This is a genomic window from Bartonella tribocorum, from assembly GCF_002777915.1.
In the GTDB taxonomy this organism is placed as follows: domain Bacteria; phylum Pseudomonadota; class Alphaproteobacteria; order Rhizobiales; family Rhizobiaceae; genus Bartonella; species Bartonella tribocorum_A.
The window spans coordinates 1-20,993 of sequence record NZ_NJGE01000019.1 but is presented as its reverse complement, the minus strand read 5'-3'; the positions used below and the strand labels follow the sequence as shown (position 1 = coordinate 20,993).

Annotated in this window: 13 protein-coding genes; 12 read left to right on the top strand and 1 reads right to left on the bottom strand. The window is 35.8% G+C overall.

Annotation, left to right across the window (positions count from 1 at the left end; genetic code table 11):
• The first annotated feature begins 12 nt into the window (after nt 1-12).
• The 8 genes from rpsM to alaS all read left to right on the top strand — a co-directional run bounded on the left by rpsM (nt 13) and on the right by alaS (nt 10,239).
• On the top strand, nt 13-381 hold the full coding sequence (gene rpsM / locus CER18_RS07500) for a 30S ribosomal protein S13 (protein ID WP_100129410.1): 369 nt from the start codon (nt 13-15) through the stop codon (nt 379-381).
• Between the two features lie 115 nt (nt 382-496).
• On the top strand, nt 497-886 hold the full coding sequence (rpsK, locus tag CER18_RS07495) for a 30S ribosomal protein S11 (RefSeq protein ID WP_005773294.1): 390 nt from the start codon (nt 497-499) through the stop codon (nt 884-886).
• A 94-nt stretch (nt 887-980) separates the two neighbouring features.
• Nucleotides 981-1,994, top strand: a complete 1,014-nt coding sequence (locus tag CER18_RS07490; protein WP_100129409.1) for a DNA-directed RNA polymerase subunit alpha — start codon at nt 981-983, stop codon at nt 1,992-1,994.
• A 24-nt stretch (nt 1,995-2,018) separates the two neighbouring features.
• Nucleotides 2,019-2,447 carry a 50S ribosomal protein L17 gene (gene rplQ, locus CER18_RS07485; RefSeq protein ID WP_100129408.1) on the top strand — a complete coding sequence of 143 codons (429 nt, stop codon included), beginning with the start codon at nt 2,019-2,021 and terminating at the stop codon, nt 2,445-2,447.
• A 266-nt stretch (nt 2,448-2,713) separates the two neighbouring features.
• Nucleotides 2,714-4,108: a DegQ family serine endoprotease gene (locus tag CER18_RS07480; RefSeq protein WP_100129407.1), complete on the top strand. Its 1,395-nt coding sequence runs from the start codon at nt 2,714-2,716 to the stop codon at nt 4,106-4,108.
• An 8-nt stretch (nt 4,109-4,116) separates the two neighbouring features.
• Complete coding sequence (locus CER18_RS07475; protein ID WP_100129406.1) at nt 4,117-5,436, top strand: replication-associated recombination protein A; 1,320 nt, start codon at nt 4,117-4,119, stop codon at nt 5,434-5,436.
• 898 nt (nt 5,437-6,334) lie between these two features.
• Complete coding sequence (gene recA / locus CER18_RS07470; RefSeq protein ID WP_100129405.1) at nt 6,335-7,378, top strand: recombinase RecA; 1,044 nt, start codon at nt 6,335-6,337, stop codon at nt 7,376-7,378.
• Nucleotides 7,379-7,572: 194 nt separating this feature from the next.
• On the top strand, nt 7,573-10,239 hold the full coding sequence (gene alaS, locus CER18_RS07465; RefSeq protein WP_100129426.1) for an alanine--tRNA ligase: 2,667 nt from the start codon (nt 7,573-7,575) through the stop codon (nt 10,237-10,239).
• Nucleotides 10,240-10,914: 675 nt separating this feature from the next.
• On the opposite strand, the gene CER18_RS07460 is transcribed toward alaS, so the two are convergent.
• Nucleotides 10,915-12,702 carry a glucan ABC transporter ATP-binding protein/ permease gene (locus CER18_RS07460; RefSeq protein ID WP_100129404.1) on the bottom strand — a complete coding sequence of 596 codons (1,788 nt, stop codon included), beginning with the start codon at nt 12,700-12,702 and terminating at the stop codon, nt 10,915-10,917.
• A 239-nt stretch (nt 12,703-12,941) separates the two neighbouring features.
• On the opposite strand from CER18_RS07460, the gene CER18_RS07455 reads away from it, so the two are divergent.
• From CER18_RS07455 to CER18_RS07440, 4 genes are all read left to right on the top strand, one after another.
• On the top strand, nt 12,942-13,925 hold the full coding sequence (locus CER18_RS07455) for an RluA family pseudouridine synthase (RefSeq protein ID WP_100129403.1): 984 nt from the start codon (nt 12,942-12,944) through the stop codon (nt 13,923-13,925).
• An 808-nt stretch (nt 13,926-14,733) separates the two neighbouring features.
• The gene (locus CER18_RS07450) at nt 14,734-15,753 is read left to right on the top strand and encodes an ATP-binding cassette domain-containing protein (RefSeq protein WP_100129402.1); all 1,020 of its coding nucleotides are present in this window, start codon (nt 14,734-14,736) and stop codon (nt 15,751-15,753) included.
• 13 nt (nt 15,754-15,766) lie between these two features.
• The gene (locus tag CER18_RS07445; RefSeq protein WP_180299405.1) at nt 15,767-16,552 is read left to right on the top strand and encodes an ABC-2 family transporter protein; all 786 of its coding nucleotides are present in this window, start codon (nt 15,767-15,769) and stop codon (nt 16,550-16,552) included.
• On the top strand, nt 16,536-17,324 hold the full coding sequence (locus CER18_RS07440; RefSeq protein WP_100129401.1) for an ABC-2 family transporter protein: 789 nt from the start codon (nt 16,536-16,538) through the stop codon (nt 17,322-17,324). Before CER18_RS07445 ends, CER18_RS07440 begins: the two co-directional genes overlap by 17 nt.
• Nucleotides 17,325-20,993: the final 3,669 nt, after the last annotated feature.

Below are 20,993 nucleotides of genomic sequence, written 5' to 3'. Positions count from 1 at the left end.
AGGAGAGTAGGCGTGGCTCGTATTGCTGGCGTCAATATCCCGACAAATAAGCGTGTGATTATCGCGCTTCAATATATCCACGGGATTGGACCAAAATTTGCTCAAGAAATTATTGAAAAGGTTGGTATTCCCACGGGGCGTCGTGTGCATGAGCTTTCAGATGCTGAGGTATTGCAGATTCGTGAGGCGATAGATCAGGGGTATCAAGTTGAAGGTGATCTTCGTCGTGAAGTTGCTATGAATGTTAAGCGTTTGATGGACCTTGGTTGTTATCGTGGATTGCGTCATCGTCGGTCTTTGCCTGTTCGAGGACAACGTACACATACGAATGCTCGTACACGTAAGGGGCCTGCTAAGGCAATCGCTGGTAAGAAAAAATAGGGATCTGTGCAAAGGGTTTTTATATATTCTGTTTCTTGTTGTAGTCGGTTTGACAAGAAAAAGAAGGTGGAGCTGCTGATATTACGGCAGTGGTGAGATCGTTGAAAGGAAAATTATGGCCAAGGAAGCCACACGAGTTCGTCGTCGCGAACGTAAGAATATTTCATCGGGTGTTGTGCATATCAATTCAACATTTAATAATACAATGATTACGATTACTGATGCTCAGGGGAATGCGATTGCGTGGTCGTCTGCAGGTGCTCAAGGGTTTAAAGGGGCGCGTAAATCTACGCCTTTTGCTGCTCAAGTTGCTGCGGAAGATTGTGCGAGAAAAGCGCAAGAACATGGTATGCGTTCTTTGGAAGTTGAAGTTTGTGGTCCTGGGGCAGGGCGTGAATCTGCTCTGCGTGCATTGCAATCTGTTGGTTTTGTCATTACTTCTATTCGTGATGTAACACCAATCCCTCATAATGGATGTCGTCCGCGGAAAAGGCGACGTGTTTAATTGGGTGTTGTTTTTTGTTGTCGGAGATTTCTCTGATGTTCACATTGGTCGTTACGATTGAATGGTAACGGAACTAAAGAACGGGAATAAAAATATGATCCAGAAAAACTGGCAGGAACTTATTAAACCCAATAAGGTTGAATCATGTGCGCATGATAATCCCAATATTACAAGCGTAATTGCTGAGCCGCTTGAGCGTGGGTTTGGCTTAACATTAGGAAATGCCCTTCGTCGTGTGTTGTTATCTTCGCTTCGTGGTGCTGCTATTACTGCTGTACAGATTGATGGCGTCTTACATGAATTTTCATCAATTCCAGGTGTTCGTGAGGATGTTACAGATATTATTCTGAATATAAAGGAAATTGCGCTTCGTATGGAAGAAGAAGGGCCTAAACGTCTCGTTGTTTATAAAGAAGGGCCTGGTGTTGTGAGGGCTGGGGATATCAATACCGTTGGGGATATGGAAATTCTCAATCCAGATCATGTTATCTGTACCCTTGATGAAGATGCTGAAATTCGTATGGAATTTATTGTTAACACAGGGAAGGGGTATGTTCCATCTGATCGTAATTGTGTTGATGATGGTCGTATAGGACTTATTCCAATTGATAGTCTTTATTCGCCAATTCGTAAAGTATCTTATAAAGTGGAAAATACGCGTGAAGGTCAAGTTCTCGATTATGATAAATTGACGTTAACGATTGAAACGAATGGTGCTGTTAATGGAGAGGATGCTGTTGCTTTTGCTGCACGTATTCTTCAGGATCAATTATCATTATTTATTAACTTTGAAGAGCCACAGAAGGAGCCTGTTGAAGAGGCTGATTCTGAGCTTGCCTTTAACCCTGCACTTCTCAAAAAAGTGGATGAGTTAGAGCTTTCCGTTCGTTCAGCAAATTGTCTTAAGAATGATAATATTGTCTATATTGGCGATCTTATTCAAAAAACAGAGTCCGAAATGCTTCGGACTCCAAATTTTGGTCGTAAGTCATTGAATGAGATTAAAGAAGTTTTGGCCTGTATGGGGTTACATCTTGGAATGGAAATTCCTGCATGGCCGCCTGAAAACATTGATGATCTTGCTAAACGCTATGAAGATCAGTATTAAAATTAGAATTTAAGGAGAGGGCTTATGCGCCATAGTAAGTCAGGCCGCAAGTTGAATCGGACTGCCAGTCACCGTAAAGCGATGTTTGCAAATATGGCAACTTCGTTGATCGAGCATGAGCAGATTGTGACAACACTTCCAAAGGCTAAAGAAATTCGTCCTATTGTTGAAAAACTTGTTACTCTTGGTAAGCGTGGAGGTTTGCATGCGCGTCGGCAAGCAATTGCAGCACTTCGTGATACAGGGAAAGTTGCAAAATTATTTGATACGCTTGCGCCGCGTTATGCATCACGCAATGGTGGATATTTGCGTATTATGAAAGCGGGGTTTCGTACCGGTGATAATGCGCCCATGGCTGTTATAGAATTTGTTGATCGTGATGTTGAAGCGAAGGGGGCTGGGGATCGTGCTCGTATCGAAGCTTTAGAGAATGAAAAGGGAACGGCCTCATAAGCTTTTTTTTCAATTGGATTTTTAAAAGCCGCCTTGTTTTAGGCGGTTTTTTTACGCGTATTTTTAAGTTTGTTTTACTTGAGAAATAGATACTAAGAGAAAATTATAGCATATTGAATTATTTGATTTTTATAATATTTATTGTTTAAATGGGTTGTTTTTGGTCTCTATTATGAAATATTAATAGAGATCCTTTATTTGCGGGATGTTTTTTAAGAATTCTATGAATCTTCAACAGAATGGGCTGGTTTTATAAGGAGTAGATGATGAGGTATTCTTTTTGGGTATGGCTTTTTTGTGCGATTATGATGCTGATATCGTTTGATCATATCTACGCTCATGTTCCTCAGACACAAAAAGAGATCACTCTTTCATTTGCTCCTTTGGTAAAAAAAACAGTGCCATCTGTCGTCAATATTTATGCCGCTCGACAAATTAGAGCGCGATCACCTTTTGAGGGTGATCCATTTTTTGAGCAATTTTTTGGTCGTTTGCAAAATAATTTTCCTGTCCGTAAACAATCATCATTAGGATCAGGCGTGATTGTTGATGCACGTGGTTTGATTGTTACAAATTATCATGTCATTAAAGATGCAAGCGAAATTAAAGTAGCTTTTTCTGATGGGCGAGAATTTGAGAGTAAGGTCGTGCTCAAAGATGAAGCAACGGATATTGCTATTCTTGAAGTTGATGTAAAGGATACTCAGTTTCCTGTTCTGCCTTTGGGAGATTCTGATACTGTTGAAGTTGGTGATCTGGTTTTGGCTATTGGTAATCCTTTTGGTGTTGGTCAAACGGTTACAAGTGGTATTGTTTCAGCGCAAGCGCGCACACGTGTTGGAATTTCCGACTTTGACTTTTTTATTCAAACAGATGCTGCCATTAATCCAGGAAACTCTGGTGGCGCTTTAATTGATATGAAAGGTCAATTAATCGGAATTAATACCGCTATTTATTCCCGTTCCGGTGGTTCTGTAGGGATTGGTTTTGCTATTCCAGTTAATCTTGTAAAAGTGATGCTTGGTACTGTTAAACGTGGTGGAAAATATTTTATGCCGCCTTATATTGGGGCATCTTTTCAAAATGTTACCCCTGATATTGCTGGTGGTTTAGGTTTAGAACGTCCCTATGGTGCTCTTATTATTGAAGTTATTAAAGACAGTCCTGCTGAAAAAGCCGGCTTGAAAGTAGGTGATGTTATTTTGAGTGTGCAGGGGATGCACGTTGATAATCCAGATAGTCTTGGGTATCGTTTGATGACAGCTGACGTTGGTCATAGTCTTGCTTTAGAATATTTACGAAGTGGCAAAACTTTAAAAACACAAATAACGGTTGCATCAATATCGGAAACTGCATTTTTAAAATCTGAAAAAATTACGGGTGATAGTCCTCTTGCTGGTGCCGAAGTGTTAGATTTAACACCGCAAAATAGTCGACGTTTTCACCTTCCTATATCGGCTAAAGGTGTTGTGATTACCAATCTTGATGAAATGAGCAATGCTGTTGGAATTTTTCGGCCTGGAGATATCTTACGTGCTGTAAATGGTCATAAGATTCAAACAGTTCATCAATTGAAAAAGGTTCTTATGCAAACGCGTTCGCGCACTTGGCAATTGGAATATGAACGTGATGGCATGTATATTCGTCAATTTATTCGTTGAGGTTTTTTTTGGAGAAAGATTTTTTTACTTCGTCGTTTGATCCTAAAATTAATAAAAAACAGCCACTTGCAGAAAGAATGCGTCCTTGTTCTCTCAATGAAGTTGTGGGACAAAAGCATTTAATTGGAGAAGATGGTTTGCTTTCACGGATGGTGGCTGCAGACTCAATTGGATCGATGATTTTTTGGGGACCTCCAGGAACAGGGAAAACAACAATTGCACGTTTGTTAGCACTTGAAACAAATTTTGCGTTTGAACAGGTTTCTGCTATTTTTACGGGCGTTGCTGAACTTAAAAAGATTTTTGAAGTTGCGCAGAGGCGTTTTTTGTCTGGGGATAAAACGCTTCTCTTTGTTGATGAAATTCATCGGTTTAATCGTGCACAGCAGGATAGTTTTCTTCCTGTGATGGAAGATGGTACGGTGGTACTTATCGGTGCAACAACGGAAAATCCTTCTTTTGAACTTAATGCAGCTCTTCTTTCGCGTGCGCGGGTTTTAACATTTCTTTCTCATGATCATGAAAGTTTGGATATGCTTTTGAAGCATGCAGAAGAGGTGGAAGGAAAGCTTCTTCCTTTGGATAATGGTGCCAGAGACGTTTTAATAGGAATGTCTGATGGTGATGCACGAGTAGCATTGACATTGGCAGAGGAAGTTTGGTCTGTTGTGCGTTCAGGAGAGATTCTTGATTCTGGTGCTTTGCAAAAAGTTATTCAGCGTCGTGCGCCCATTTATGATAAAGGACGAGATGGGCACTATAATCTTATTTCAGCGTTGCATAAATCTGTTCGTGGCTCTGATCCTGATGCGGCGCTTTATTATTTAGCACGTATGTTGGATGCGGGTGAAGATCCTCTCTATATTGGGCGAAGATTGGTTCGTATGGCTATTGAAGATGTTGGTTTGGCAGATCCTCAAGCTCTTGTCATTTGTAATGCGGCAAAAGATGCCTATGATTATTTGGGGTCACCAGAAGGAGAATTGGCTTTGGCGCAAGCATGTCTTTATGTTGCAACTGCACCAAAGTCAAATGCGACATATCTTGCATATAAAGCAGCTCTGCGTTGTGCGCGCAAAAATGGTTCTTTACCGCCTCCTAAGCATATCCTTAATGCACCGACGAAGCTGATGAAAGAAGAAGGGTATGGAGATGGTTATTGTTATGACCATGATGAACCAGATGCTTTCTCAGGACAAGAATATTTTCCTGAAAAACTTGGGCGTCAGAGTTATTATAAACCCGTTGAGCGGGGATTTGAGCGTGAAATTGTAAAACGTCTTGAATGGTGGAAACAATTGCGCCAAAAACGTAGAAATCAACAATAATATGTAAGTTAAAACACGTTTTTTTTTGATATCTTCAAAATGCATATCTTTTTATGGATCCAAATTTAAGAAGTCTGTCATTCAACTCTTAAAGCTGCTTTATTTTTTGTGGTTTTAATTGACTAAAATATTGATTATATTAATATTTTACTTTTTGTATATTGAACGAGAATTCCAAATGCCCTATGATTCTCTCATTTCAAACTTAATCAATCAAAACCATTTGCTTGTACGTTACAAACGGAATTAACGTGTGATAAAAACTGTACAAGAAAAAACTAAAAATGACACTTATAAATCTTCTCAAATGTAGAGAGCCGTCGCAACATGGAGAGCTGGAAAAGTGTGTCATGGTGTAATGATGGTGGGGCTGGGTTGTTTCAAGCGTAAAGATGTTGGTGCGCAATGGATTTACAGTATACCATTTACGGGCGTTATCACGAAAGGGGTGTAATGAGCGTTGAAAGATGTTTTTTTCAAACAAGCGCGTGAAGATGCAACACAAAGGCGTTCTGTTCTTTGATGTAATAGGATGTTGTTTTGATTGATAATGCGTTTTGTGTGATTAAGGGAAGCGTTTTTCTCTTAGAAACTTAACCAAAGGGGGAAGGAGAAAGGTTAAACATTGTGTTGAAATTTCAAATGTTGCTTTTCTAGAGAGAGATAAATGTGTTAACTTGCTCTCCGATAGAAGTATTATTTTATTTGAAATCTATGTTGTGTCATAAAATAAGGAGTGCCAATTCTTTATTTTGATGGTCATGATATGTTACAGAGATAATATGGGGATAGAGATGGAAATAGCCTTTGAAAACCTAAACTCAAGGCTTTAGTTAAATTAAAAGTACAGTATAAACTTTAAGTGTTAGATTATTATGAATCGGTCAAGGATATAATCGTGGATAAAACAAAAGCTCTCGATGCTGCTCTCTCACAAATTGAACGTTCTTTTGGTAAAGGCTCGATTATGCGTCTTGGGCAAAAAGAGCAAGTTGTTGAAATTGAAACAGTTCCAACAGGGTCATTATCCTTGGATATTGCTTTGGGGATTGGTGGGCTACCGAAAGGGCGTATTGTAGAGATCTATGGACCAGAAAGTTCTGGGAAGACAACATTGGCTCTGCATGCTATTGCAGAAGCACAGAAAGGGGGAGGAATTTGTGCTTTTATTGATGCTGAACATGCGCTTGATCCTATTTATGCGCGTAAGCTTGGGGTTGATTTAGAGAATTTGTTCATTTCTCAACCAGATACCGGTGAACAGGCATTGGAAATTACAGAGACGTTGGTTCGTTCTGGTGCCGTTGATGTGCTTGTGGTGGATTCTGTTGCAGCTTTAACACCGCGAGCAGAAATTGATGGTGAAATGGGCGATGCTTTACCAGGATTACAAGCGCGATTGATGAGCAAAGCTTTGCGAAAACTCACGGCTTCTATTTTTCGATCTAACTGTATGGTGATTTTTATTAATCAAATTCGCATGAAAATTGGTGTGATGTTTGGTTCACCTGAAACAACAACAGGGGGAAATGCTTTAAAGTTTTATGCTTCTGTTCGTTTGGATATTCGCCGTATTGGGTCTATTAAAGATCGGGATATGATTGTTGGCAATCAGACCCGTGTTAAAGTTGTGAAGAATAAGTTGGCTCCTCCTTTCAAACAGGTTGAGTTTGATATTATTTATGGAGAAGGTATTTCCAAGCTAGGTGAATTGATTGATTTGGGGGTCAAAGTGGGGATCGTGGAAAAATCTGGTTCGTGGTTTTCTTATAATTCTCAACGTTTAGGGCAGGGACGTGAAAATGCGAAGCAGTTTTTACGCGAACATGCAGAAATAGCGGCAGAAATTGAAACGGCTTTGCGCCAAAATGCTGGTTTGATTGCGATTGAATTATTAGAAAATGCAGGATCAGAGAATATAGAAAGTGATGAAGCTATTTGATAGAACGTTTTTTCGTCTATAATTTTTTCTGTTTTTATTTGTTTGAGTTTTTTTAATATACAGCCATTTTTTCTCAATTTTTTTGAACAAATAGTCCATTATTTGATTAAATTGACTCCGTGCGTGGCAAAGAGAATATTTAATGCGGGGGATTTTTCTTTTATGGTTTTATGCGGTATTCTGCAGGTGTATATATGAATAGTGTTAATAATATCCGGTCAACATTTTTGGATTATTTTCATCGTAATGGGCATCAAGTTCTTTCTTCTAGTCCACTTGTTCCGCGTAATGATCCTACACTTATGTTTACAAATGCAGGGATGGTGCAGTTTAAAAATGTTTTTACTGGACTTGAACAACCTCCTTATGAAAAGGCGACAACGGCACAAAAATGTGTTCGTGCGGGTGGAAAACATAATGATCTTGATAATGTTGGTTATACGGCGCGCCATCATACATTTTTTGAAATGCTGGGTAATTTTTCTTTCGGCGATTATTTCAAAGAAGAAGCCATTTTTTTATCATGGAATCTTTTAACAAAGGAATTTTGCCTCCCAAAAGATAAATTGTTGGTAACCGTTTATCAGAGTGATGATGTTGCTGCTGAATTGTGGCGTAAAATCTCAGGTCTTCCAGATGAAAAAATTGTTCGTATTGCGACAGCTGATAATTTTTGGGCAATGGGTGATACAGGTCCTTGTGGTCCTTGTTCGGAGATTTTTTATGATCATGGTGATGAAATTTGGGGTGGTCCTCCCGGAAGTACGGAAGAAGATGGTGATCGCTTTATTGAGATTTGGAACCTTGTTTTTATGCAGTATGAGCAGCTTTCTAAGGAAGAGCGTGTTGATTTGCCTCATCCTTCTATCGATACCGGTATGGGGTTAGAGCGTATTGCTGCTGTTTTACAGGGCGTTCATGATAATTATGACATTGACCTTTTTCGTGTATTAATTGGAGCATCAGAAGAAATTACAGGGATTAAGGCAACAGGTGATTTTATTGCCAGCCATCGTGTTATTGCTGATCATCTTCGTTCATCTGCATTTTTGATTGCGGATGGTGTTCTTCCTTCCAATGAGGGAAGGGGATATGTTTTACGTCGCATTATGCGTCGTGCTATGCGTCATGCGCATCTTCTTGGTGCTAAAGAGCCTTTGATGTGGCAGCTTTTGCCTGCTCTCATCCGCGAAATGGGGCAAGCCTATCCTGAATTGGTGCGGGCTGAATCTTTGATTTCGGAAACTTTAAAATTAGAAGAAATACGTTTTCGTAAAACGCTTGAACGAGGACTGGGTTTGTTAAATGAAGAAAGTGCTGAGCTTAAGGAAGGGGATCATTTAAATGGTGAAGTTGCTTTCAAGCTTTATGATACCTATGGTTTTCCACTGGATTTGACCCAGGATGTGCTTCGGCGTCGTGGAATATCTGTTGACGTTGATGCTTTTGATAAAGCGATGGAACGCCAGAAAGAGGAAGCCCGTGCTCATTGGTCTGGTTCAGGTGAAGCAGTGACAGAGACAATTTGGTTTTCTGTTCGTGATCAGGTAGGAGCTACAGAATTTTTAGGTTATGAAACAGAAAAAGCTGAAGGTATCCTCACAGCGCTTGTGTATGATGGTAAAATTGTTGACGAGGTTTCTGCAGGGCAGAAAGCTATTCTTGTTGTCAATCAAACACCTTTTTATGGTGAGTCTGGTGGGCAAATAGGTGATAGTGGTATCATTTCTGGTGAAAATTTTATTTTTGAGGTGCGTGATACTCAGAAGAAGGCTGATGGGGTTTTTATTCATCTTGGAGAAGTTAAGTCTGGTCATGCTAAGATCTCTGATTGTGTGCAATTAACTGTTGATGTTGTTCGTCGTAAAAAAATTCGTGCGAACCATTCTGCTACTCATTTGTTACACGAGGCTTTACGCCAAGTATTGGGATCTCATGTGACTCAAAAGGGCTCTCTTGTATCCCCAGATCGGTTGCGTTTTGATTTTTCGCATCCAAAATCTGTTTCTTTGGAAGAATTGAAAAAAATAGAAGATTTAACCAATGAGATTGTTTTGCAAAATAGTAAAGTGACAACGCGCATTATGGCTGTCGATGAGGCAATTTCTGAAGGAGCAATGGCACTCTTTGGGGAAAAATATGGGGATGAAGTTCGTGTTGTTTCTATGGGGGCACCACTTGAACAGGGCGGATCAAAAAAGCATTGGTCAATTGAGCTTTGTGGAGGAACACATGTGGAAAGAACAGGCGATATTGGTTTGATTCATATTGTTTCTGAAAGTTCTGTTTCAGCTGGAGTGCGACGTATTGAAGCTTTAACAGGTGCAGCTGCGCGTCTTTATCTTTGTCACCAAGATATACGTATCCGTGAAATTGCTGATCTTTTAAAAACCTCTTCTTCTGATTTAGAAGAACGGGTGAGGGTTTTGCTTGATGAGCGTCGTAAACTTGAAAAAGAATTGAATGATGTACGCAAGAAAATGGTGTTGAGTGGGGAAACAACAGAAAGTGGTCAAGGTGATATTACTATTATCAATGGACTTGCTTTTATGGGGCGTATTGTCAAAAATATTTTACCACGTGATCTTAAGGCACTCGTTGATGCTGGGAAAAGGAAAATTGGATCTGGAGTGGTTGCTTTTATTAGTGTTTCGGAAGATGGAAAAGGGAGTGCTGTTGTTGGCGTTACCGATGATTTAACGGGTAAGTTGAATGCTGTTGATCTCGTTCGTATTCTTTCAGCTGTGCTTGGTGGTCAAGGTGGAGGTGGCCGTTCTGATATGGCGCAGGCTGGTGGTCCTGAGGGAGAAAAGGCTGATGAAGCATTTGCCGCATTAAAAGATTTTTTGGAAAAAATTTAAAAAGTAAAAACTTTCCTTATCGGTATTTTTTACATTTTTATGTTGGATTGGCGTCTAGGAATCACAAATATCTGTTTGGTATGTTGCTGAAATGCAGAGATAGAATCCTTGAGAGAGATACAATCGTAAAGATAAAAAATCGTGTTCGTTAGCGAGATTGTGTGATGTTTCATTGCTTTTGTTTATGAAGTAGACAGATCATATCTTTCATGAAGAATAGTTTCTATTATACTGATTTAAAAATAAACATGTCTATTTTATTTCATAATAGGAATTGTAAAGAGGCTATAAAGGAAGATTTATTGTATAGCAGTCTCTTAAGTTTATGAAGTTATAAGCCTACCGTTTTTTTGCTTTCAAATTACTTGAATTATTGCTCACTCTTCATAAGAGGTTCATTTTTGAGAGTTGTTTTATTGATTTTTTTTTGTGGACTATGTGTAGGAAAACAGGTTTTTATTGCAAGTTTAAAATGTATATTAATGATATCAATCAATTAAATACTGAATAAAGCTAAAGATTTATATTAACTCAAGTTTTTTATGTGCTATTTATTGCCGCATTAAAAATAGATGAGGGCATTCTTAAAATTTTTTTCGTTTGTACGAACAAAGCATTTTTACAATATTTTGCATTGAGATATTTTTTTGCATGAGATTTGTGAAGCGTATTATTTTATGATGCTATAGCTTCATGTAAGGGGATGACGTTTTCATTTTCTCCTTCTCTTTCTGGTGGTGTGAGTGTTAAACCGCTTGCTTTTAAAAATTTAGAAAAACGGCCCTCTTTATCAATTAATTCTTGAAATTTTCCTTTTTCAATTAAGGAGCCATTTTCCAGAAAGAGGATCACATCAGCATTACGGACTGTTGAAAGGCGATGTGCTATAATAAAAGTGGTGCGGTTATGGCTTATGCAATCAAGAGCCTCTTTGACACGTGCTTCTGTTTCAACATCAAGAGCACTTGTTGCTTCATCTAGAATGAGAATGGGGGCATTTTTTAAAACTGCGCGTGCAATTGCTAAGCGTTGTTTTTCTCCACCTGATAATTGAGATCCTCGTTCGCCCACCATTGTGTTATAATAATCAGCTTTTTTTAGAATAAAATCGTGAGCTTCTGCTATTTTTGCTGCTTTATAAAGTTCTTCATTTGTTGCATTTTCTTTTCCTATTGAGATATTGTCACGAATACTACGGTTGAAAAGACCCGCATCTTGAAAAACTGTTGCTAGAGATTGGCGTAAAGATTCGCGATTGATTGAGCGTATATTTGTTTCATCAATGGAGATATGCCCAAAGGTAGGGTCATATACGCGCTGCAACAGATTGATTAATGTTGTCTTTCCAGCCCCTGTTGGCCCTACAATCGCAACCGTTTGTCCTGCTTTAACCTCAAAAGAAATATCAAAAACACCTTGAGAAGAATTTGGGAATTTATAGGTAACGTGATGAAATTTTATGGTGCCCTTAACATTTTGTAGGGAAGGGAGATTTTGTGGTTCGTTGATAGGAAAGGTTGAGTCTTCCATTTCAAAAAATTCTTGCAGTTTTGCTTGTGAGGATATCGCACAATGAATAAAATTGCTCATTTGGTCTAGACGGCCAATCATGAGTTGTGCAAATCCGACGAATGCAACGACTTCACCTACTCTTAATTGACCTTTTGCAACAAAAAAAGCTCCAAGGAGAAGAACACAAACGATTGAAACTGTTGACGCCATTCGATTTAAGCCACTGGCTAGTGCCCACCAATTGAGAACAGGATTTTGTGCTTTAAGTAGAGCATTTGTATGTTGATGCAGTATGGACGTTTCTTCTTTTATTCGGTTATAACTTTGTACAACAGAAACATTAGAGATTGAATCACTGACATGTTTAAAAAGGTCATGATGATAGCATTCTACAGCCGCTTGTCCGTCTTGTGTTTTTCGCATCACTAAGCGTGCAATTAAGACATAGATGACGGCCAGCACGACCAAGACTATTGAAAGACGCCAATTCATATTAAAGGCTATAGGGATGAGAACCAATAAGGCAACAAGCGTTGAGAGATGTTGGCGCATAAAATCAAGCCATATGGTTGACATGGAGTCTATTGCGCGCAAAAGTGTATGGAGTGCATTAGAAGTTCCGCGTTGTTGATGCCAAATTAAAGGCATGGCAATGATACGTTCAAAAGATTCTGTTAAAACCGTTAAACGACGTCTATGGGCTAAGCGGTCTGCACCACGAGCAACAAGGACATAAGCGATAATATGGGAAAGACCAAAACAAACCCAAATGGCAAGGGTAGGGAGAATTCCTGATTTTTCTGCAATGGAATCAATAACGTGTCCAAATAAAATAGGTTCTGCAATGGTAATAATGGCTAAGATAACATTGGCAGTACAGATTAAAAGGGATGCATTTTTCTCTCTGTTTAGGTAAGTGAGAACACGTGCATAGGTTTTGAATAAGGACACTGTTCATGACCTCCATTCGCTGTTAAGCGTAAAGGTTGTTGATTTTTATAACATTTGAATTTCTAGCTAATAAAATTTGAACGTTAAGAAAAGGCAATTTTGGATACTCATTGTAATATGGTGTGATAAAGCCAACGAGAATGTGAATTTTTATGTTTATAAGGGTGAAAAAATAGATCAATAAAATTATCAGGAAAAAAGATATTGGGTAGGGAAAATTATCAGGTAAGGGAACTTTCATGGCAGGCGTAGAAATAAAAAAGGTTGAGGCAGACGAGAATGGAATGCGTTTAGACCGTTGGTTTAAAGTGCATTATCCAGGACTTGGGTTTGGAGCTTTGCAAAAATTGTTGCGTTCTGGTCAGATACGGGTTGATGGTGGGCGTGTTAAAGCCGATATGCGTCTTTGTATGGGGCAGTCTGTTCGTGTTCCACCTCTTCCTCTTGATGATACGATACGTCTTCCAATAACGGATAAAACACTTCGTGGGCAGGATGATGGGGCCATTTTGAAAAAAATGCTGCTTTATGAAGATCCAAAGGTCTTTGTTTTTAACAAACCAGCAGGTCTCGCTGTGCAAGGAGGCTCTGGTTTAACACGTCATATAGACAGTATGCTTGAGATATGGCGCAATAAAAAAGGTGAAAAGCCGCGTTTGGTTCATCGTCTTGATCGTGAGACATCGGGTGTGCTTATTGTTGCACGGTCAAGGGGAGCTGCTCAGGCTTTAACAGCTGCTTTTAGAGAGCGGGAAACAAAAAAGACTTATTGGGCTTTGGTTCGGGGCGTACCTAAAAAAAAGCAGGATAAAATCTCAACGTGGATGGTTAAGGAGATGACTGCACAAGGTGACAAAATGCGTGTTTGTGACCATGGAGAGCCAGATTCGCATCATGCGGTTTCTTACTATCGCGTTTTAGATACGCGAGGGCGGGCTCTTTCGTGGCTTGAAATGGAACCTTATACGGGGAGAACACATCAGCTTCGTGTGCATGCTGCCCATATGGATCATCCTATCATCGGCGATGCAAAGTATTTTTTTTCTGATAGCAATTGGACATTACCAGGAGGAATTCAAAACCGCCTTCACCTTCATGCACGTCGTATTCGTATTCCTCACCCTTCAGGAGGAATATTAGATATTGTTGCACCTTTACCACCCCATATGGTCCAAAGTTTTAATCTTTTGTCTTTTAATGAGTGTGATGCTGAAACAGAGTAAAGGAACTTCATTTGTTCTTTTTGATTGGTAAAAATTTTGTCTATACATTTGATGAGATGAATAGGGCATCCTTTGAAGAAAGCTTTTGATCGTTAATCCCTATAAGAGGGGTGTGTTTTTGAGTGATGAATTTTCACATATCATAAGTTTTCTTTCTACAGTTTTTTTATTCATGTTGATTGCATTGTTATTTTTGGATATGGTGCGTTTTCAATATTCTAAGCTTATGAAGATATTCCTTTGAGTTATCTGCGGGATTCTATATTGGGGAGGTGCGTCTATTGAGGAAGATGAATGAGATGAGATTTGAAGAGCATTTACTGAAAGTGTAAAGGCAATTTTTAATTTTTCATGGGAGATAAGTGAGGCATTTTATAGGAATTTTCAGAGAGCGTAGCTTCTCAACAAATTCTTATTTCCAAGGAAGTTTGTTCTGTTATCATTGTGGTTTGATATACTTATTATAAACTTATTGTTTTTATTTTTGTTTAAACAATGGGAGTTTATTTGCAAAGCGCTCCTTTCAATTTCAAATTATGTTTCTGTACTTAGTTTATCTGAATTTATTCGAAAGATTATCTTTCACAACAGAAGAAACAAGTTTTTAGTAGTTTAATACTTCATTGAAGTAAACTCATCACATTGAAGAAATATGTCATACTAAAAATTGAAAATTAAAGTGTCAGGTGCATTTTATTGCTTTAAGGAGAGGGGGAAGCATGTTTGTTTTTTACCAGTGAACGAAAACAGGTATTTAGAGATTGTGGGAACGTTCCAAGAGGGGCTAAGTTGAAATGAGGAGCGACTGATGGGATCATTATTGATTGATCTTAACAATGTATCAAAAATATATCGCAACATAGACAGAGGGACTTCTTTCAAAAACAGAGTGCGTTCTTTTTTAAAGCCAGTGTATACGCATTATCATGTGCTGAAAGATATCAGTTTTACTCTGTTTTCAGGAAAATCTCTTGCTATCCTTGGGGCGAATGGGGCAGGTAAATCGACATTGATTAAAATACTTTCTGGTATACAAACCGTTGATATGGGAAGTGTTAAAGTCTTAGGATTTAATCCCTATAAAACTAAGAAAGATCTGTTTAGACAGTTGGGTGTGGTCTTTGGTCATAAGAGTTGTTTATGGTGGGATTTACCACTACGCCACAGTTTGGATATGGTTCAATCATTATATGGTCTTGAACGAACCTCTTTTATCCGTGATCTTAAAGAAATTACGGGGTTGCTAAGGATTGAGCCTATCATGGATAAGCCAGTGCGGATGCTGAGTTTGGGTGAGAGAGTCAAAAGTGAATTGGCTTTTAATTTATCGTTCAGACCTAAATTGTTGTTTTTAGATGAGCCTAGCATTGGTCTTGATATTACTTCTAAGCATGAAATCAGGGAACTGCTTACAAAACTCAAAAAAGAGCGAGGTATGGGATACATCATCACAAGTCATGATATGGGGGATATTGATGGCTACGTTGATGATATTCTTCTATTGCATAAAGGAACGAAACAATTTTACGGTGATCTTAATGCCTTTAAAAATATGCTTCCTTCTTTGGTGCGCGTGACATTTTTTTGTGAACATTTGCAAGCGCTTTCTGCTGTTGTAAAGAGAATGGATGAGCTTTCGTTAAAATTGTCTGCGCCTTTAAAAGATAAAAAATTGAACAATGAAGAATGTTCAATGGAAATTTCGTTGTCCCGTGGAGATTATTCACATTTCATACGGGAAATGACAACTCAATTCAACGGTACGTTCTCTGTGTCTACTCCCTCACTTGAAGAGATGCTTCGTGTTAAATTTAAAGAATTTACTTAATCATTGTTTTGGCATGTTTTTCTATGCAAGGAATGGATTACTCACCGTTCTAAGTGATAGAGCCATGTTCTTTACGGATATAGTCATTGGAACACTTTTGCCATTTATTATTCAACTTCTATTATGGAATGCACTGTTTTCTGATATGGGCAACAGCATAAATGGCTTTAGCTTTCATGATATGATGTATTATTACGCATTTGCTTTAGTCTTAGGACGCTTAAATAACGGTTATAATGTGATTAAGTTTTTTTCTCATCACGTTAAGGAAGGTCAATTAGAAGTATATCTCACAAAGCCATTCAAATATACGACACAAATGCTTTTTACTTTTTTGGGTGAGAGTGTATTATATAGTATCCCGTTGTTAGCTCTTTTTGTTGTAAAACTTGTTTTATCCTATGAAAATATTTGGGGATTGGTCATCACTTTTCTGTCCTTTTTTCTGGTTGTTATTTTATCACAATTGCTTTGTTTTTTACTTTCTTTCGGAATTGCCTTATTAAGTTTTTGGGTGATTGAGTACAATATATTACTTTCATTCAGTATTCTCAGTTCGGCGCTTCTTGGGGGTGTTCTTTTACCACCATCTTTTTGGCCGGTATGGCTTATTCCGCTCATGCAATTTAATCCTTATCGTTTTATGATATCAGCTCCTGCCGAATTTTTCTCGACACAAAATTTAGCGTTGTTTCAGCAGTTTATTTTCGGAAGTTTTGCTTATATTTTGTGTCTTTTATTCTTAATTCATATTGCTTGGAATAAAGGAATGAAAGCCTATAATGGAGCAGGTGGCTAAGATGAAAATTATCCTTCATTTTATCAGCCTGAATATCGGCAGACAAATTGTTTACGGTAAGAATTTGATTGGGGAGTTTATTCTTTCTCTGTGTTATTATTTTATTCAATTCATATTTATTGATAGAATATCTTCTTTTTCAGGAAGAATTGGTAACTATAGCAGAGATGAGATTCATCTTATTTTTGTTGTGTTTGTTTTACTTGGGATATTTTTGAATATTTTCACTCATTCTATTGAAACGTTTTTTGAAAAAGTAGCGGATGGTAAAATTGAACCCTACTTGATAAAGCCTGTTTCAATTTGGGTGTTGATGTTGTTTGGTTGGTGTAAACCACTTAATCTGATAAAGCTATTTATTCTTTATATTAGTGCCTATTTATTTGTATCATTACCGGATATGTCTGATCTTAAGCTTAGATGGATTTCTTTTATTGTTGCAATATTTTGTGTTTTTATCGTCAATATTTGTTTTTTCATGATGTTTAATTTTGTAACATTTGTTACCAGTCGTAAGATGCCTGTCGAATATTTTCATGAAATGATTTATGAGCTTTCATTTATACCAATAGGAATTTATCCTTCAAACATCGTAAAATGGCTTTTGTTTATGCTTCCCATGGCTTTTTCTGCTTCTTTACCTGTGTCCCTGTTGCTTGGTAAAGGCGAATGGAATATTGGATATTTTCTGTTGAGTGCTTTTCTTTTTATTGCCATGACTTTCATAAGCTATAAGAAAACAATTCGTCAATTTAATGGATTAGGGGGATGAGATGAATGTTAGCCTGATTATAAAAATAAAAAATTGAGTGAATAATTCTATTGTGCCATAACTTATCGTTATTTATGCCGGCGATATAAGGCATATGAAATTTGCACATGAGGCTTTTTGTTAGATATATTGATGCGTAAGATCAACTGTGTTTCCATAGCTATGAGCAAAGAAATTATAAAAGAAATCAGAGAGTTGAATTGCTTGGTTTTAGATCAATTTGGGTTTGAGTTTAGATGGCAGCTTGATGACAAAACCCAATGATAAGATGGTGTCAAGATTACTTCATAATATGAGCTGGATTTGTTTTTGTTGCGGTTATAGTACTAAAAATTGTTAAAGAGGAGTAATTTTTTCATGGGTAGAATGTGGTTACTCGGGCAGATTTTGTTCGTGCATTAATATATTATTATGTGGGTGAATTCTTGCTTAAACAATAAGAAAATTGACTTCTAAGTCGTCAGATCGAAAGCAAAGGGCTCTGCTAAACATCATGATAGTGATCATCAAGACAAATATGATCACAGAGAGATTTTCAGCCTGCTGAGCAGATAAAATTCAGTTATTCATTGCTTGAAAATAAAAGGATTTACTAAGTTAAATCGCTGTAAAATGATAGAAATAAGTTCAATAACGTTATAAATATATTTCTAGTGTTTTTTATAAATAAAGAGAAGGATACTCGTTTTTCTTGTGAATGACTCATTTGACTTTATGATTTTTTGTAAGAGAAAGAGAGATTAATGTGCTGTATTTTAACAGTATTATTATTCAATTAAAAAATACATTTTGTATAAATATAATACAAACATAATGTATTTATTGTTTATATAGTGTTTTTATTTTAATTTAAGTTAAAATTATATTTGATATTGCTCTAAAATACGTGATAATCACTTTAATTTTATTAATGTGATACATTATTTTTAATTAAGAGGAGAAGTAAAAGGGGAGTTTAAGCTCGTCATATGATTCAGGTGTTTCATGTAGTTCTGCAGGTTATTGGGATAAAATAAAAACGATAGGACAAATAGGAGCAGCGATAGTGGCGCCTGTTAGGGCAACTGGGGGTGCTATACTTGGAGGGTTAGTAGGAGCGGGTGCAACAGTTGCAACAGAGGGTGCAGCTGCGCGGTAATCTTAGGGGCTACAGCGGGTATGGCACTAGGTATGGCGGGTGTAAAATAAATGGCGCTTTAATAGGGGGAGTCGTTAGATCTGTGCATCATTTTTGTAATTATGTACGATAATTTATAGCATATCTGAAATATATCTCTGGAATCATAATAATTTTGTAGATATGTTAATAAAAAACATGTCTACAAATATTTCTAGGATGGTTTTCAATGATATGTTATTTATAATTCTCTATATTTTAATTCAGAAATTTTAAGTGTTATGGATATTTTAAATAATATTAATATTATTACTGAGTTGTTTTTATCGTTATGTTATATAAATATATTTATATCTTTATTTAAATTATATTATGGATCTAAAGTGAATAGTAAAAATAATATTGTAAAAAAATCATCAATAACCGTTATTTCATTTTTTATAGTATTCTTTTTATTATTTTGTTTTGTTAATTTTTATATAAAAAGTAATACTTTTATGTTTCTGTAGTATATTATTTATAATTAGCAATGCGTTTTGATGTTTTAAATGGAATTTATTTATGGATGATATCATTTTTTTTATTAAAAATGCATTGTTTGCAACAAATATTTTTGTACTTTTGAGTATATATTTTTATAAATTAAACTTTCCTACTTGGTTTCAGTCTATTAAATTAGGATTAATTGTCATTATTATTTATTTTATATTATATTTTTATATTTTTTACTTATTAAAGTAGTATATATAAATATATTATTATAATATTAACTTTAAAATAATTAAAATGATAAATTTATTCGTTAAAAATAAATTGTATTTATTGATATTATTTTAGCATTTTAATTTCTAATTGTTATGGTGGATATTATTGATGTGGATGGATTTTTTTAAATTTATTATAAAAGCATTGCATTCAATACTTATTGTTATTACCATCATATATTTATTTATATTGTACTATGAATCTAAAGGTTTCAGTAAAACAGAAACTAAGAAAAAGTTATTATCATTTGTAAAGCTATATTTTATATTTATGGGGATATTATATGTTATAGGATTGTTTATTATTATATTTTATCAATTTAAATTTACTTAATACTATATCATTTATAAAATAATATTTTACTTGTTTTATGTATATTAAATTTTTATTAATTATTTATGATTTTATTTAATGCTCTTTCTATAGAGCTGATGAGATATGTTATTAATAAAATTATGTTTTTAATTTTGGCTCAAGAAATAAAGAGAAAAATAAATTCAGGCAGCTTCTTTTCCCATAAACAAAAATAATGCTTTAATTAGATATTGTAAAATAAACTGATAACGATCATATGTTTTTGATTAACAGTGATAAAACAATATGATTTCTGATGTAGAGATTGAAAATATTGAAACCTCTTTTGTATATCATTTATATTTTCTTACCAAATTTTTTAAAAATTATATAAAGAAGAAAGAATCAATGCTGTAGCAATATTAGTATTTATAATGGGGCTTATTTCGCAGTGTTGTTATTGCTTTTGCATTTAACAATGCATTAATAGCATAGGTGATTCATTCTAAATTTTTATTTAAAATTTATAGGTAAGTTCTATTTTGATTTATTATTGCATCGCTCGTATTGATGCATAACAAAAGCGTTTGAGGCAATATAAGATCATAAAAAATGAATTTTTGATTGGGCATATAAACTACCGATTGTTTATAGATCAAAAAAAATCTATGCGTATCAAAGTTGCGTAAGTTTTTTTCTCTTCAAAATGCGCATTTAAGTTAAACTTTGTGATTGATAGCGTTTCTACGATGAAAATATGGATATCATTCGATATCCACGAATTTTGCATATTCATCTAAAAAATATACGATAAAAATTTTACGGCTATGGTGGATTTCATTTTTATAAACTGAAGAAATATAATGCTAGGCATTACAAATATTTTCGACAAAATAATTTTATTCGGTGTTGTTGAGATTTTTATGGTTTACATTTTTATTATTTTATCTTGTCTTAGGTAGAGAGAGAATGTGTATATTCATTATCTGTTTTTCTATTTTATCTTAAAAGCGTCGAGCTGTACTAATATCCAAAAGTCATGATCGTGGAAGAAAGATAATGAACTTAAACTGTAGTTATTCCACAATTCTGTAGAAACGAATGGCCATAAAATCATTGAAATGTGTAATGGCTTCTTTATAGATTAAAGTTGGCGCATTCATTAATATCATCTCTCATCTCACCTCGTTTAGTTTTTTTTAATCAAAGGTCTAAGCTTGTGCTTACGCTAATTTTTACTCGCTTAGCTATTTCTTCTCAATCTATAATAAAGAAAAACTATTTTGTTATAATATTTGAATAAAATATTGTTGTATTTTATGTAAATTAAAAAAATACTATTTTAATATATTATATAAAAATAAAAAACATTATGTGTAATAAAAATACAACAATCTAATATTTTTATATTAGAAAATTTATTAATTATATATAATTTTAAAGAAAAATTATAATAAAAACAATAATATATTTATATTTTATCACTTAATTAT

Bases quoted from the DNA above. Each gene is read 5' to 3' on its own strand.
- rpsK (WP_005773294.1), top strand. From the start codon at position 497: ATGGCCAAGGAAGCCACACGAGTTCGTCGTCGCGAACGTAAGAATATT.
- CER18_RS07490 (WP_100129409.1), top strand. From the start codon at position 981: ATGATCCAGAAAAACTGGCAGGAACTTATTAAACCCAATAAGGTTGAA.
- rplQ (WP_100129408.1), top strand. From the start codon at position 2,019: ATGCGCCATAGTAAGTCAGGCCGCAAGTTGAATCGGACTGCCAGTCAC.
- CER18_RS07480 (WP_100129407.1), top strand. From the start codon at position 2,714: ATGAGGTATTCTTTTTGGGTATGGCTTTTTTGTGCGATTATGATGCTG.
- alaS (WP_100129426.1), top strand. From the start codon at position 7,573: ATGAATAGTGTTAATAATATCCGGTCAACATTTTTGGATTATTTTCAT.
- CER18_RS07455 (WP_100129403.1), top strand. From the start codon at position 12,942: ATGGCAGGCGTAGAAATAAAAAAGGTTGAGGCAGACGAGAATGGAATG.
- CER18_RS07450 (WP_100129402.1), top strand. From the start codon at position 14,734: ATGGGATCATTATTGATTGATCTTAACAATGTATCAAAAATATATCGC.
- CER18_RS07445 (WP_180299405.1), top strand. From the start codon at position 15,767: ATGTTTTTCTATGCAAGGAATGGATTACTCACCGTTCTAAGTGATAGA.
- CER18_RS07440 (WP_100129401.1), top strand. From the start codon at position 16,536: ATGGAGCAGGTGGCTAAGATGAAAATTATCCTTCATTTTATCAGCCTG.